Below are 14549 nucleotides of genomic sequence, written 5' to 3'. Positions count from 1 at the left end.
GTTTTTTCCGATATTCGGGTTCCAACATTCGGGTTCAGGCGGGCCCCCCAACGAAAGCGAGCGTCATGTCACGTTCCGAGCGAGTCAGTTTCGAAGGATCCACGGGCGAGCTCCTGTCCGGCATCCTGGACGTACCCGAGGGCCCGGTGAGGGGCTGGGGGGTCTTCTCGCACGGGTTCACGCTGGGCAAAGACAGCCCCGCGGCCTCGCGGATGTGCAAGGCGCTGGCAGACACCGGCATCGGCATGCTCCGTTTCGACAACCTCGGATTGGGCGATTCCGCCGGCCTCTGGTCCGAGGGTTCCTTCAGCCACAAGGTAGCTGACACAGTCAAAGCCGCCGAGTTCATGCGGGACCAAGGCAAGGAGATCTCCCTGCTGGTGGGCCACTCCTTCGGCGGGGCCGCCGTGCTGTCGGCCGCCCGCCTGATCCCCGAACTCGACGCCGTGGCCACAGTTGCTGCCCCCTTCTCACCCAAGCATGTGGCGCACGTCTTTGACGCCGCCCTGGACAAGATCCTCAGCGAGGGCAGCGCTGAAGTGGACCTCGGCGGCAAAAGGGTAGAGATCCGCAAGCACTTTGTGGAGGACCTGGAGAACGCTGACCTCACGGACTGCATCCGGCAGCTCCACAAGCCCCTGATGGTGCTGCACTCCCCCACCGACAACACCGTGGGCATCGAAAATGCCAGCACCATCTTCCAAACGGCCCGTCATCCCCGCAACTTCGTTTCGCTCGAGGGCAGCGACCACCTGCTGACGGGCAAGGGCCAGGCAGCCCGTGCCGCCAGGATCATTTCTGCCTGGGCGGACCAATACCTCGACGCCGGGAAGTAGCCGCTCAGACAGCGTTGCCGCTGTAAAAAGGCAGGCGCAATGGCGGCCGCACTAACAGTGGGCCCCAGCGTCTTTACTTTCCTGCCTGACAGGTCCAGAGTCAAGGGATATCCGTGACTTTGCGAGGACATCATGAAGCACAGCGCCTTGACTCGATCTTCGTACATGGCAACTGTGCTGGTGATCAGCCTCTTCGCCTTCGCATTCGCGGTTATTCTCCCCCCGCCGGCCAACGCCGCGGGCCTCGCCATAGACAAGGTGGTCAGCCGGCATCAGGCGTCGCCGTCGAGGAGCATTGTTTCCCCCGCGTTCACCACCAGCCAGGCTGGCGAACTCCTTATCGCTTTTGTTTCTGCTGACGGTCCGGCGGTGAGCCGGGGCCAACAATTCACCGCAGTCACAGGAGGCGGCCTCACCTGGCGGCTTCGCCAACGCACCAACGTCCAGTACGGGACAGCCGAGGTCTGGCAGGCCGTGGCCACCGGAATCCTCACCAATGCCCGCATCACGGCGACCCACCCCGGCAACTATCAGGCATCGATGACAGTGGCCACATTCACAGGAGCCGACATCAGCTCCGACGGGGCCGTGGCGGGGGCAAGCGGTCCCACCGGTGCACCCACTGCGGCGCTGACAACAACCCGGGACGGTTCATGGGTCTGGGGCGTCGGCAACGACTGGAGCAGGGCGGCGGCCAGGACTGTGGGCCCCGGGCAGACCATGGTGGATGAATACACGTCCAGCCACGGCGACACGTTCTGGACCCAACGGCAGACGCAGCCCACGGCGACGTCGCCCACTTCAGTGACCATCAACGACACCGCCCCCACCAACGACATGTGGAACCTGTCACTGATCGAAGTCCGCCCGGCCAGCGGCGCAACGGACACCACACCTCCCGTCCTGACAGGTGTGTCCGCCGGAACCCCGGGCCAGACCGGGGCCACCATTACCTGGACAAGCGACGAGCCCTCCACAAGCCAGGTCGAATACGGCACCACAGCGTCCTACGGTTCCAGCACCAGCCAAGAATCAACGCTGACCACGTCACACAGCCAGGCACTTGGCGGCCTCAGCCCGGGCACGCTGTATCACTTCAGGGTGAAATCCGTGGATGCAGCCAATAACGCCGCCACTTCACCGGACGCCACGTTCACCACCACAGCCCCGGCGCCCGACACCACACCGCCCACTGTTAACATCACTTCTCCGGTGAACGGTGCCACCGTGTCCGGGCAGGTGAGCGTTGCGGCAACAGCCGCTGACAACACCGGTGTTGCCGGCGTCCAGTTCAGAGTGGATGCGTCCAATCTGCAGGCCGAGGACACTGTTGCCCCCTACGCAGTGACATGGGATACCACAGCGGCCACCGCCGGAACGCATACCATCACGGCTGTGGCCAGGGATGCGGCAGGCAACACCACCACCTCAGCCAACGTGGCTGTAACGGTCAGCAACGGCGGGCAGGACCCCGCCGTGGTGGGATCGTGGGGCCCGCTGCAGCCGTGGCCACAGGTGTCCATCCATGCTGCCCTTACTCATACCGGAAAAGTCCTTACCTTCGAAGGCGATTTTTCACAGCGGGGCGAGCAATACCTGCTTGACCCCGGGACTGGGGCCTTCGAGCAACTTCCCCCTGCGCCCGCGGACCTGTTCTGCGCGGGGCAGACAGCCCTCCCGGACGGCCGGATCATGGTGCTCGGTGGCACGTCAACCACCGGCGGCCTTGGCATTCGCGACATCACAGCGTTCAACCCACTGACAAAATCATGGCAGCCGCTGGCTCCCATGCGCTATGCACGCTGGTATGCAACAGGGACAACGCTGAGTGACGGCAAGGTGCTGGTCACGTCCGGTGCCAACCTCAATTCGACTGACATCATCCGCATCCCCGAGTTGTATGACACGAAGAACAACGCGTGGAGCGAGTTGACCTCAGCCAGCCGCAACATCCCGTATTACCCCTTTATGTACCAACTCCCTGACGGACGAGTACTTCAGGCGGGCGCTTCCGAACAGGCAACCTCAACCATCGCCCTGGACCTGGCCACACAGCAATGGAGCACGATCGACAGCCGCATCATCGACGGGGCTTCCATCGCCAACTACGCGCCGGGAAAATTCCTGAAAGCAGGATCCGCGGCTGACAGCGGCTTTACAGGCCCCTCCTCAAACACGGCTTTCACCCTGGACATGAATGCCACAACCCCCACATGGCTGCCAACGTCCAGAATGCAATTCCCCCGCAGCTTCATGAACCTCACAAACCTCCCGAATGGCTCCGTACTGGCCACAGGAGGCGGCACCGACAAATCCAGCTTTGATAACAGCAAGGCGGTAAAAGCGGCGGAAATCTGGGATCCCACCACAGGGCTGTGGCGAACGGTTTCGGAAATGGCAGTGCCCCGGCTGTACCATTCGACGGCGCTTCTGCTCCCGGATGGCCGGGTCTTTATGTCCGGAGGCGGCGGAGACTCAGGGGTTACCGACCAGAAAAACTACCAGATCTACTCTCCGCCATACCTGTTCAAGGGTCCCCGGCCGGCCATAACCTCGGTTCCCGACACCGTGACTTACAACGCCAGCGTGTTGGTGGAAACGCCCAATGCCGGCTCCATTCAGTCCGTTTCACTCATCAGGACCGGAGCAGTGACCCATGCCTTCGATCAAAACGAGCGTGCCCTGTCCCTGTCTTTCACCCAGACGCCAGGCGGGCTGAGCGTGCAGATGCCAGCAAACGGCAATTACGCCCCGCCGGGACATTACATGTTGTCCTTAGTCAACGGCGAGGGCGTTCCGTCGGTTGCGTCCATGGTCCGGTTTCCTGCTCCTTTCGAGGATGCTGAGGCCCCGACAGCCCCAACAGCGTTGTCTGCGGCGGGGTCGATGGGACAGGTGGACCTCGCGTGGGGCGCATCGTCGGACAATATCGGCGTGGCCAAGTACACGATCTACCGCTCAGCCACGGCAGGTTTCACTCCAGGCCAAGCCAACCAGGTCGGCCAGGTTGCAGGGTCGGCCACGTCCTATCGGGATTCCGGTCTGACGGCGGGCACTTACTACTATCAGGTTAAGGCCGAGGATGCCGCCTCCAACCTGAGCCCACCATCCAACGAAGCGAGCGGCGAGGCATCGGGCGATACCATCCCGCCCAGTGCCCCCAGCGGCCTCTCCGCAACGGCTGCAGCCGGTCAGATTTCGTTGGCTTGGACTGCCAGTTCCGACAATGTCGGGGTGGTCCGGTACAACATATCCCGGAACGGATCGGCGCTGACCAATGTTTCCGGCACGTCCCATGTGGACAGTTCAGTCACAGCCGGCACGGAGTACACCTACACCGTGAACGCTCAGGACGCTGCCGGAAATATCAGCGTGGCCTCGAATACCGCCACTGCGACAGCCACCGGCGGCCCCAAAACCGTGACCGTGGACAGCATCGTCACCCGGCATCAAGGCACGAATTCCTCAACCGTTTCCGTGACCGGCTTGACCACCACCGCATCCAACGAACTGCTATTGGCATTCATCAGCTCCGATGGACCAAGCACCGGCGGAACGGCCTCCATCCGTTCCGTAGCCGGAGCTGGCCTGACATGGTCACTGCGTCAACGCACCAACACCCAGGCCGGTACGGCGGAAATCTGGCAGGCCGTTGCGCCTGTTGCGCTAACGAATGCCACAGTCACCGCGACTCAAAACTCCGGCACGTGGCAGTCATCCATGTCCGTGGTGGGCTTCCTCAATGCCGATACAGCCAACGGTGCAGTCGCCGGCGCCAGCGCAGCAACCGGGGCCCCCACGGCCAGCCTCACCACTACCCGTGCAGGCTCCTGGGTCTGGGGAGTGGGTACTGACTGGCAGTCACCCGTTGCCCGCACAGTCGGTCCGAACCAGACCCTCGTGGACCAGTTCCTGGCCCCGGCCGGCGACACATACTGGGTGCAGCGGCAGAACACTCCCACGGCGGCGTCGGGCACATTGGTCACCATCAATGACACCGCACCCACCAACGACATGTGGAACCTTGCCGTGATCGAGATACTCGCCACACCGTAAGGGCCAGGGCTATTTCTGCCTGGGCCGACCAATACCTCGACGCCGGGAAGTAGCCGCTGCGGCTCCAGCATGCTCTACGGGGACCTTGCCAGGCTGGACCTGCCGCGGCCCCCAGCGGACCTTTTCATGCACAGCGGGAACGCTCCTGAGGTCTTCTTCACGGATCGCTGCCCAGCCTGCGGAAACCAGGTAAACCTGGCTGACCAGGTTGAACCAAATCAACAGCCCAATGATGATGGCGAACGGCGCCAGGATGGGATTCCGCCCAGCCCCGGCGAGCAGTTCGGTGCTGAAGACCTGGAGCACTGTGGTGCCCACCGCGGCAAGGATTGTCCCCTCCAGGAGTGCCCGCCGGGACAGCTTCAGGCCGGCAGCCAGGCGGAACATGATGAAGGCGGTGACCCAGCTCAAAACCAGCGGGACGCCGATTTTTACTGACGTCGTGAGCGGTCCTGCCAGCAACGGATCGAGCCGCAGGAAATCCGCCACCCACCCTGCGGCAGTGCCAAAGACCAGGGAGGCTCCGGCGCTGATCACCACGGCGACGCCCAGCAGCAACAGTGTTCCGGCGTCGCGCAGCTTGAGCAGCACGGGGTTGGTCCTGGGGGGCGGCAGCTGCATGACCACCCGCAGCCCTGCCCGGATGCCGTCGATCCAGCCGAGGGAGATGACGAACGTGACAACACCGGCGATCACCGCCGCCCAGCCCAGTCCCTCGGGATTCAGCAGCTCTGCCGGGTCCACCAGGCCCTCGCCGCCGTCCACCTTGAGCAGCCCCGGCGCGCTCTGGGCAACCGTGTTGATCGCCTGTTCCAGGAGCGCAGGTTGGCCCCGAAGCACCAGCCCGGCAACGGAGAACCCCGTGGTCAGGAGGCCGGTGATGGAGAAGAACATCCTGAAACCGATGCCAGCGCTCAGGAGCGGACCACGCTGGAGGTTGTAGTGCTGCCATGCCCTGACCGGCCGCAGTGTGCTGAGCCTTGCCGCCAGCCATTGCATCATGGCCAGCAAACTCGCTGCAGGACCCTTGTTGGATCGCCTGGCCTTTCCCCATTCCATTCGCTTTCGAATGGCCGCAAGCCTTAGCTGGGCAAGGTCAGTGGGAAGCGGTGGCTCCGTCGGCGTCGGCTGAGAAGGCGGGGGCGTCGTCGTCGGTTTCGGTCCCAAAGTCCAGCTCTTCCCGTAGCTGCCAGATGCCGTTGGCATCGTGCTCGTAAAGTCCCATGCTAACCACGGGGAAGGTTGCCCTGTAGTCCTTGAGCACCGTTTCGGCTTCATCGAGGCTTTCCGGAGCGACATCGTGGGCGATGGTCACATGCGGATGGTAGGAAAAGGGCAGGTCCCTCTCAAGTGGGCCGGTCTGGAGTTTCTCGTGCAGGTCTACGCACTCGCCGAAGCCTTCCTCAACATTGATAAACACCACGGGCGACACCGGCCGGAACGATCCGGTTCCGGCGATCGTGACCATAAACGGCGCCTGCCGCCGGGCCACCTCCCGCACATGGGCATGTGTTGCCTCCCAGTCCAGGGTGGGAGTTGTGGTGACCAGCGTGATGTGGGCAGGGACAACACCCGCCATGGGATCCCCGAAGGACGCCCGCCATCGCTGGAGTTCCTCGGCGATGGCAGGGGGAAATCCAAGAATGACGCCTACGCTCATTCCTTCACTGACACTGCTGGAGGCCGGCATCGGGTTAGCGGGCTCCTGGTGCGCCGCCGTAAGGCAGGAAACCCACCTTGGCATAGACGTCACTCAAGGTGGCCGATGCGATCTCCCGGGCCTTGTCAGCGCCGTGGGCCAGGAGTCGGTCCAGCTCGGCGGGGTCCGCAAGCAGCTGGTTGGCGCGGTCGCGGATGGGTGACAGATGCGCCACCACCGCTTCGGCCAGGTCTGTTTTGAGGTGCCCGTACATCTTGCCCTGGTACGCAGCGACAAGTTGCTCGATGCTCTGGCCCGTGACGCCGGAGAAGATGGTCAGCAGGTTGGAAACGCCGGGCTTGGCCTCGCGGTCGAAGCGGATTTCCGTCTCGGCATCGGTAACAGCCGATTTGATTCTCTTGGCAGTGGTTTTCGGTTCATCCAGCAGATTGATGAGGCCCGCGGGTGACTCCGCTGACTTGGACATCTTGGCAGTGGGGTTCTGAAGGTCGTAGATCTTGGCCGATTCCTTCTGGATGAACGGCTGCGGAACGGTGAAGGTCTCGCCGAAGCGGGAATTGAAACGGGTGGCCAGGTCGCGGCTCAGCTCCACGTGCTGCCGCTGGTCTTCACCCACGGGAACGCCCTGCGGCTGGTACAGGAGGATGTCGGCTGCCTGCAGCACGGGGTAGGTGAAGAGCCCCACGCTGGCGAAATCTGAGCCCTGCTTCTGCGCCTTGTCCTTGAACTGGGTCATCCGGGAGGCCTCGCCGAACCCCGTGATGCAGTTCAGGACCCATGCCAGCTGCGCGTGTTCGGGCACCTGTGACTGCACAAAGAGAGTGCACTTCTCCACATCCACGCCGCCTGCAATGTACTGGGCGGCTGTCACCCGGGTCCGCCGCGCCAGCTCCGCAGGATCCTGCGGCACAGTAATGGCGTGAAGGTCCGGGATGAAGAAGATGGCATCGTATTCGTCCTGCATCCGCACCCAGTTCACCAGTGCGCCCAGGTAGTTGCCCAGGTGCAGCGAGTCAGCGGAAGGCTGCATGCCGGACAGGACACGGTGCCGGACTCCGGCAGCCGGCTGGCCTGCTGAATCCTGGTCCGTCCGGACTGAGGCGGCAGTGGCTGTACCGGCGGACTCAGCAGCGGGATCCGCTGACGAGGCAGGACCGGTCACGGTGGAGGAAGTCGTCATACGTAGGAGGCCTTAGGTCTAGAGCCGGTAGTCCACTACCAGCGGTGCATGGTCAGAGAAGCGTGTGTCCCACGAGGCGGCCCGGTCCACGACTGCCGAGAAGGCGGCGGCCGCAAGTTCGGGTGTGGCCAGGTGGTAGTCGATGCGCCAGCCGGTGTCATTGTCGAATGCCTGCCCGCGCTGGGACCACCAGGTGTACGGGCCGTCGACGCTGCCCGCGAGGCCCCTGTGGACATCCTTCCAGCCGATCTCGTCACCGAAGAAGCGGTCAAAATAGGCCCGTTCGTCAGGGAGGAAGCCGGCTTTCTTGACGTTGCCCTTCCAGTTCCTGATATCCAGCTCGGTGTGGCCAACATTGAGGTCACCCACCACCAGGGCGTGGTCGCTGTGCTTGGTCAGTTCAGGCAGGCGGGTGGTCATGGCATCCAGGAAGCGGTACTTGTCCACTTGCTTGGCAGTTCCCACCTCGCCCGAGTGGACATAGGCGCTGGCGACAGTAAGCTGCACGGGGTTCCCTCCGGCGTCGGGAATCCGGAAATCAGCCTCCACCCAGCGCCCCGCGGTGGCGAAATAGTCATCACCGATGCCGTTACGGGTCTCCAGCGGCTCTTCCCGGGAAGCAATGGCTACGCCGGCGCGGCCCTTGGCTTCCGCTTCGGCGTGCAGGATGTGCCAGCCGTCACCGAGCAGCTGGCGCACGATCGCGTCCGGCGCCCGGACTTCCTGGAGGCACAGAATGTCCACCTCGCGCGGCTCAAGCCATGCCGCCATGCCGTTCTTGTAGGCAGCCCGAAGACCGTTAACGTTGACAGATGCGATGCGAAGGTGGTCCTTCTTCAATGCCGAGCTCACCCGCTCCACTCTAGTCGATGATGGTTCCGCTGACCGGGTCCCCGGTGCCGCCGGAGGACCTGATCATGTCGCGGGCGTTCGTGGCGGTGATTTCAATGGTTTCCAGGGCTCGGCGGATGGTATCCTGGTCGGCTGCCTCCCCCTTGGCGCGCTCCTGCTCCACCACCCGGATCTGCACCTGCACGATCTTGAACGAATGGTCCAGCTTCAGGTCGCGGACTTCGTCAGCTTCGGACCGCTCCGCCACCACCCGGGTGCCGCCGTGGTCAGCCGAGGACGACGACGGCGCGCGTCCGGTTGCGCTGTTGAAGGCGTTTTGGGCTTCAGCCAGCTTGGCACCGGCCTTTTTGGCGGCCTTTTGGATGCTGAAGACCACAAAGCAGGCCAGGAGCAGCCAGAACATGGCGATGATGGCAACAATCCAGCCCACGACGTCGTTCTGGTTGGCCGCGAAGATCACGGCCACCAGGAAAGCGATGACAAAGATCATCATTCCCGGGCCGCTGATACGGAGCAGGGAGAACCCGCCCTTGGCGGGGTTGGAGGCAGATTGAGGGGTACCCAGGGAGCGCATGCGTCCATTGTCTCAAACGCCGCAGGGGGCCAAGGACCCTTCCACCCCCGGCGAACAGCCCTCGAACACCCTCCCCTCACAACTGGGTAGCGCTATCTGTCGTTTTCGGCCCCCATAACGACAGATAGGGCTACCTAGTTGGGGAAGGAGAGCGGCGGGTTACTTGAGGAACAGTTTCCGCAGCCGGGCCGTGGTCAGCAGCATGCCAAGCGCGGTCATTACCAGGTAGTAGCCGATGTGGATGGCCGTGGCCGGGGTGAACGTACCCACGCTGATCTGCCGCAGCAACTCCACGCCGTGCCAGAGCGGCATGGCCTGGATGAGCCACTGGATGGCCTGGGGGTAGACGCTCAGCGGATAGAACGTGGCGCTGAACAGGAACATGGGCAGCATGATGAAGTTGATCCAGTCCATCTGCTGGAACGTCTTCAGGAAGCTTGTGATGCCCATGCCCATGCTGGCGAATCCAAAAGCGATCAGCAGCGATGCCGGAATCATCAGGATGGCCCAGGGCGTGGTAATCAGGCCCATTATGCCCAACACAGCGGTGAAACCCGTGGCATACAGGGCGCCGCGCAGGAGGGCCAGGAAGATCTCGCCCATGGCAACGTCCAGCGGTCCCAGGGAGGTATAGAGCATCCCCTGGTACAGCTTGGCGAAGTTCATCTTGAAGAAGACGTTCCACGTGGAGTCGTAGACCGCTCCGTTCATGGCGGAGACAGCCAGCAGTGCCGGTGCGATGTAGGCGGCGTAGCTGATCTCTTCACCGCCCGGCCCCTGCACCGCCCCTACGATGGGCCCGAGGCCGACTCCCATCGAGATCAGGAAGAGCACGGGCTCGAAGAAGCCGGAGAGCATCACCAGCCAGTTGCTGCTTTTGGTGGCCATCAGGCCACGTGAGATCACCGCTTTGGAATTGCGGGAATACAGCGGCCCGAACCTTCTGTTGCGCGCGTCTTCGGTGACGCTGTGGCCACCGGTGAGGACGCTCATTGACCCATCCTTTTGACGAACTGCTGCTTGGTGAGGATCCAGCCCAGCACGGCGAGCGCCACCAGGACCACAATGTGCACAACGGTAAGCAGCGGTGGTTCCTGGTAGCCGTACGTGAAGACCCGGCCCAGCTCAGTGCCGTGCCAGATGGGAGAGATCCAGCCGATCCAACGAACGGCCAGCGGAAGGGTGTCCAGGGGGAAGAAGGTACCAGAGAACAGGAACAATGGCATCACGATGAACCGCATGACCAGGGCGAACTGTCCCTTGTCCTCCTTGAGCGACGCCGAGTAGGCCATCAGGGGCAATCCGAAGGACAGCCCTGCCACAGTTGCCACCAGCACGCTGACCCACCCCCAGCCACCGGGGGACGCTCCAAATAGCGCCACGGCAACAAAATAGATGGCCGACTGCACCAGGAAACGCAGCGTCACGGCAATGATGTGTCCGGCCGCGATCTGCTCCGGTGTCAGCGGCGAGGCGTGCGGACCGTAGTAGGTCCGGCGCCACTTGAAGCCGGCCATCACCGGGAAGGTGAACTCGTTGGCCGCCGTCATGACGGCCGCGGACACCAGGAGCGCAGGGGCGATGAAGGCCAGGTAGCTGACCCCGCCGAAAGCCTCGCTTTCGGCTTCCACGAGGGTTGCCAGGCCCACCCCCATCGCGAACAGGTAGGCCACTGGCTGGCCCACGCTGTACATCAGGATGGACCAGCCATACCCCCACAACACCCGGATCACCTGCTCGGCATAGTAGAAGGCACCCCATCTCCGGGCCTTGGCTGCGGAGACCTCCGGGCTGTGAGCCCGGACGGTGGCGGTCAGGCCGGGGGGACGGGCAGTTCCGGTGGAACCCGATGACTCACTCAACGAGGCTCCTGCCGGTGAGCCGGAGGAACACGTCCTCCAGCGAGGACCTGCGCACCAACGAAGTCAGTGGCCGCAGGCCGCGGGACGCCACCTGCTCAAGGGCCGCCTCGCCGTCGTGCGCGTAAATCAACACCCGGTCCGGCAGCGACTCAAGCCGTTCGCCGATTCCCTTCAGCTCCGGGCCAATGGTGGAGTTGCGCTCGGAGCCGAACCGCAACTCCAGGACCTCCCGGGTGGAATGTTCCCGGATCAGCTGGGCAGGCGAGCCTTCAGCCATAATCCGGCCCTTGTCCACAACAATCAGCCGGTCGCACAGCTGCTCGGCCTCGTCCATGTAATGCGTGGTGAGGATCAGCGTGACGCCCTGCTCCTTGAGACGGAACAGCCGGTCCCACAGGATATGCCGGGCCTGCGGATCCAGCCCGGTGGTGGGTTCGTCCAGCAGCAGGATCCGCGGCTCATTTATCAACGATCGGGCGATGGTCAGGCGGCGCTTCATGCCGCCTGAAAGGGCATCCACCTTGGACTTCGCCTTGTCCGTGAGCTGGGCAAACTCCAGCAGCTCGTCGGCTTTGGGCTTCAGGTAGCTCATGGGCAAACCAAAGTAGCGGCCGTAAACCAGCAGGTTCTCCCGCACCCGCAGTTCCTCGTCCAGATTGTCCTGCTGCGGCACCACCCCGAGGTGCGCCCGGACCTCGGGCCCGTGGCTGTCCGGATCCAGGCCCATGATGCTCAACGTCCCGGAGGTGCGCTGCGTGACACCGCCGATCATTTTCATGGTGGTGGACTTGCCGGCGCCGTTGGGGCCCAGCAGCCCGAAGGACTCCCCCGCCAGAACGCTGAAGGAAATGCCATCGACGGCGGCCAGATCCCCGTACGTCTTCCTCAGGTTTTCCGCTGCAATCACCGCTTGCTGCTTCATGGGGCCGGCTGACGTATTGGAGGAGAGGATGGCTTCATTGTGCACCTCAGCAGACTAGTGGAGCACTCTGGAATGCGGAAGGGCTTTGAGTGAACGTTCACGTGAGGCTGAACAGCGCGGGCGGTTAAAAGTCCGACGGCGGCGCCGCACCTTCCGTGAAAGGTGCAGCGCCGCCGTCGGGCGTTACAGTTCTTACCCAGTGCTAGGCGATGCCCGAGCCGCTTTTCTGTGCCACTTGGCGTTCCGCGGCTTCCACCACGTTGGTCATCAGCAGGGCCACGGTCATGGGTCCGACGCCGCCGGGGTTGGGCGAAATCCACCCGGCCACCTCGGCAGCAGCCGGATCGATGTCGCCCTGGACCTTGCTCTTGCCCGTCTCGGGGTCGGTTTCGCGGGTGACACCGACGTCCAGCAGGGCTGCGCCAGGCTTCACGTCCGCTGCCTTGACGATGTGCTTGGCACCTGCCGCGCCCACAATGACGTCCGCCTGCCGCAGCAGCTCCGAGAGGTTCTTGGTCCCGGTGTGCGTCAGGGTCACGGTGGCGTTCACGGCCCGCCGGGTGAGCAGCAGACCGATCGAGCGGCCGATCGTGACGCCACGGCCCACCACCACCACATGCTTGCCCGCCAGGCTGTAGCCGTTGCGCTCCAGGAGTTCGATGACGCCGCGGGGCGTGCACGGCAGCGGTGAGGTGATCTCGCCGTTGACATTGAGCACCAGCCGGCCAAGGTTGGTCGGATGCAGGCCGTCGGCGTCCTTGGCGGGGTCAATCCGCTCAAGGATGGCGTCGGTGTCCAGGTGCTTGGGCAGCGGCAGCTGCACGATGTAACCGTGGCAGGCGGGGTCCGCATTGAGGTCATCAATGAGGGCCTCAACCTGCGCCTGGGTGGCATCTGCCGGCAGCTCACGCTGGATCGAGTTCATCCCGATTTCCATGGACTGCTTGTGCTTCATGGACACATACAGCTGGGAGGCAGGGTCAGCGCCCACGAGCACCGTGGCGATGCCAGGGGTAACGCCACGGGTTTTCAGGGCCGCCACACGGTCAGCCAGCTCGGATTTGATGGCTGCAGCGGCTGCCTTGCCGTCAAGGATCTTCGCGGTCTGGGTCATGGACGGGTTTACCACTGCTCGTGCTGCGGGTAGAGCGGGAAGTCTGCGGCGAGCTTGTCCACGCGGGCCTGGAGTGCGTCCACGTCCGTTGCCGCACCGGTCTTCAGCGCGGTGGCGATGATGTCCGCCACTTCGGTGAACTCCTCGGCGCCGAAGCCGCGGGTGGCCAGGGCGGGGGTGCCGATGCGGAGCCCGGAGGTGACCATCGGCGGGCGGGGGTCGAACGGCACGGCGTTGCGGTTGACGGTGATACCCACGGAGTGCAGGAGGTCCTCGGCCTGCTGGCCGTCCAGCTGGGAGTTGCGCAGGTCAACGAGGACCAGGTGCACGTCAGTGCCGCCGGTGAGGACGGAGACGCCGGCATCGGCGACATCGGCCTGGTTGAGGCGGTCGGCGATGATCTTGGCACCTTCGAGCACGCGCTCCTGGCGCTCCTTGAATTCAGCGGTGCCGGCGATCTTAAAGGCCACAGCCTTGGCAGCGATGACGTGCATCAGCGGGCCGCCCTGCTGGCCCGGGAACACGTTCGAGTTCAGCTTCTTGGCCCACTCCTGCTTCGCCAGGATAACGCCGGAACGCGGTCCGGCCAGGGTCTTGTGCACGGTGGAGGTGACGACGTCGGAGTGCGGCACCGGGCTTGGGTGCAGGCCTGCTGCCACCAGTCCGGCGAAGTGCGCCATGTCGGTCCAGAGCAGCGCGCCCACTTCATCGGCGATGCTGCGGAAGGCTGCGAAGTCAAGGTGGCGGGGGTAGGCGGACCAGCCGGCGATGATGACCTGCGGCTTCTCGGCGATGGCCTGCTCGCGCAGCTTGTCCATGTCCACCCGGAAGTTGTCTTCTTCAACCTGGTAGGCGGCAACCTGGTAGAGCTTGCCGGAGAAGTTCAGCTTCATGCCGTGGGTCAGGTGGCCGCCGTGGGCCAGGGACAGGCCAAGGATCTTGTCGCCGGGAGTGATCATGGCGGAGAGGGCCGCGGCGTTGGCCTGGGCACCGGAGTGCGGCTGGACGTTGGCGTACTCGGCGCCGAAGAGGGCCTTGACGCGGTCGATGGCCAGCTGCTCGGCAACATCAACATATTCGCAGCCACCGTAGTAGCGGCGGCCCGGGTAGCCCTCGGCGTACTTGTTGGTCAGGACGGAGCCCTGGGCTTCCATCACGGCCCGCGGAGCGAAGTTTTCGGACGCGATCATTTCCAGGGTGCCGCGCTGACGGCCAAGTTCCTGGTCGAGGACTGCGGCGATTTCGGGGTCGAGCTCGGCCAGCGACTGGTTGCTGACTGCGGCTGTTGTGGTGGCTGTTGTAGTCACGAAGAACTCCTGGCTAGGGATACGGGCACTGCTAAGGTCAGGCTACCGGCTGGCGCACCACAGCACCCCTTTGATGACAGGGCGCATAAGTGCGCAGGAAGGCGCTGCATCAAGGAGCCTGCAGCTAAGTCCGGCAAAACATGACCCTCGGCCCAGGCGTACGATCCGTGGTCTTCGTGATTGCCG

The 14549-nt window shown here is 63.8% G+C and carries 12 protein-coding genes; 2 read left to right on the top strand and 10 right to left on the bottom strand.

The annotated features are described in order from the left end of the window. Nucleotides 1-65 precede the first annotated feature (65 nt). Together F8G81_RS06560 and F8G81_RS06555 are read left to right on the top strand one after the other, a co-directional pair. Nucleotides 66-836 carry an alpha/beta hydrolase family protein gene (locus tag F8G81_RS06560; RefSeq protein ID WP_267278203.1) on the top strand — a complete coding sequence of 257 codons (771 nt, stop codon included), beginning with the start codon at nucleotides 66-68 and terminating at the stop codon, nucleotides 834-836. 165 nt (nucleotides 837-1001) lie between these two features. Beyond that, a complete protein-coding gene (locus tag F8G81_RS06555; RefSeq protein ID WP_267278202.1) occupies nucleotides 1002-4892 on the top strand; it encodes a galactose oxidase-like domain-containing protein in 3891 nt (1296 codons plus the stop codon). 9 nt (nucleotides 4893-4901) lie between these two features. On the opposite strand, the gene F8G81_RS06550 is transcribed toward F8G81_RS06555, so the two are convergent. The 10 genes from F8G81_RS06550 to glyA all read right to left on the bottom strand — a co-directional run bounded on the left by F8G81_RS06550 (nucleotide 4902) and on the right by glyA (nucleotide 14363). Then, nucleotides 4902-5894, bottom strand: coding sequence for a YihY/virulence factor BrkB family protein (locus F8G81_RS06550; RefSeq protein WP_267278201.1), 993 nt, complete (start codon nucleotides 5892-5894; stop codon nucleotides 4902-4904). A 94-nt stretch (nucleotides 5895-5988) separates the two neighbouring features. Beyond that, on the bottom strand, nucleotides 5989-6582 hold the full coding sequence (locus F8G81_RS06545) for a 2'-5' RNA ligase family protein (protein ID WP_267278200.1): 594 nt from the start codon (nucleotides 6580-6582) through the stop codon (nucleotides 5989-5991). A gap of 4 nt (nucleotides 6583-6586) precedes the next feature. Further along, nucleotides 6587-7732: a tryptophan--tRNA ligase gene (trpS, locus tag F8G81_RS06540; protein WP_416377109.1), complete on the bottom strand. Its 1146-nt coding sequence runs from the start codon at nucleotides 7730-7732 to the stop codon at nucleotides 6587-6589. Between the two features lie 18 nt (nucleotides 7733-7750). Continuing rightward, complete coding sequence (locus F8G81_RS06535; protein ID WP_267278199.1) at nucleotides 7751-8584, bottom strand: exodeoxyribonuclease III; 834 nt, start codon at nucleotides 8582-8584, stop codon at nucleotides 7751-7753. Between the two features lie 10 nt (nucleotides 8585-8594). Then, the gene (locus F8G81_RS06530) at nucleotides 8595-9158 is read right to left on the bottom strand and encodes a hypothetical protein (protein WP_267278198.1); all 564 of its coding nucleotides are present in this window, start codon (nucleotides 9156-9158) and stop codon (nucleotides 8595-8597) included. A gap of 159 nt (nucleotides 9159-9317) precedes the next feature. After that, on the bottom strand, nucleotides 9318-10151 hold the full coding sequence (locus tag F8G81_RS06525) for an ABC transporter permease (RefSeq protein WP_267278197.1): 834 nt from the start codon (nucleotides 10149-10151) through the stop codon (nucleotides 9318-9320). After that, on the bottom strand, nucleotides 10148-11020 hold the full coding sequence (locus F8G81_RS06520; protein WP_267278196.1) for an ABC transporter permease: 873 nt from the start codon (nucleotides 11018-11020) through the stop codon (nucleotides 10148-10150). The genes F8G81_RS06525 and F8G81_RS06520 overlap by 4 nt, the downstream gene beginning before the upstream one ends. Continuing rightward, nucleotides 11013-11942, bottom strand: a complete 930-nt coding sequence (locus F8G81_RS06515) for an ABC transporter ATP-binding protein (protein WP_267279136.1) — start codon at nucleotides 11940-11942, stop codon at nucleotides 11013-11015. Before F8G81_RS06515 ends, F8G81_RS06520 begins: the two co-directional genes overlap by 8 nt. A 202-nt stretch (nucleotides 11943-12144) precedes the next feature. Then, nucleotides 12145-13056, bottom strand: a complete 912-nt coding sequence (locus F8G81_RS06510; protein WP_267278195.1) for a bifunctional methylenetetrahydrofolate dehydrogenase/methenyltetrahydrofolate cyclohydrolase — start codon at nucleotides 13054-13056, stop codon at nucleotides 12145-12147. An 8-nt stretch (nucleotides 13057-13064) separates the two neighbouring features. Further along, the gene (gene glyA / locus F8G81_RS06505) at nucleotides 13065-14363 is read right to left on the bottom strand and encodes a serine hydroxymethyltransferase (protein ID WP_267278194.1); all 1299 of its coding nucleotides are present in this window, start codon (nucleotides 14361-14363) and stop codon (nucleotides 13065-13067) included. Nucleotides 14364-14549 lie beyond the last annotated feature (186 nt).

The organism is Arthrobacter sp. CDRTa11, from assembly GCF_026427775.1.
Lineage (GTDB): Bacteria > Actinomycetota > Actinomycetes > Actinomycetales > Micrococcaceae > Arthrobacter.
The sequence above is the reverse complement of the archived record's forward strand: the minus strand, read 5'-3'. Positions and strand labels throughout refer to the sequence as shown.

Excerpts from the sequence above, each read along its gene's own strand:
- F8G81_RS06560 (WP_267278203.1), top strand. The coding sequence starts at position 66 with ATGTCACGTTCCGAGCGAGTCAGTTTCGAAGGATCCACGGGCGAGCTC.
- F8G81_RS06555 (WP_267278202.1), top strand. The coding sequence starts at position 1,002 with ATGGCAACTGTGCTGGTGATCAGCCTCTTCGCCTTCGCATTCGCGGTT.
- F8G81_RS06550 (WP_267278201.1), bottom strand. The coding sequence starts at position 5,894 with ATGATGCAATGGCTGGCGGCAAGGCTCAGCACACTGCGGCCGGTCAGG.
- F8G81_RS06545 (WP_267278200.1), bottom strand. The coding sequence starts at position 6,582 with ATGCCGGCCTCCAGCAGTGTCAGTGAAGGAATGAGCGTAGGCGTCATT.
- trpS (WP_416377109.1), bottom strand. The coding sequence starts at position 7,732 with ATGACGACTTCCTCCACCGTGACCGGTCCTGCCTCGTCAGCGGATCCC.
- F8G81_RS06530 (WP_267278198.1), bottom strand. The coding sequence starts at position 9,158 with ATGCGCTCCCTGGGTACCCCTCAATCTGCCTCCAACCCCGCCAAGGGC.
- F8G81_RS06525 (WP_267278197.1), bottom strand. The coding sequence starts at position 10,151 with ATGAGCGTCCTCACCGGTGGCCACAGCGTCACCGAAGACGCGCGCAAC.
- F8G81_RS06515 (WP_267279136.1), bottom strand. The coding sequence starts at position 11,942 with ATGAAGCAGCAAGCGGTGATTGCAGCGGAAAACCTGAGGAAGACGTAC.
- F8G81_RS06510 (WP_267278195.1), bottom strand. The coding sequence starts at position 13,056 with ATGACCCAGACCGCGAAGATCCTTGACGGCAAGGCAGCCGCTGCAGCC.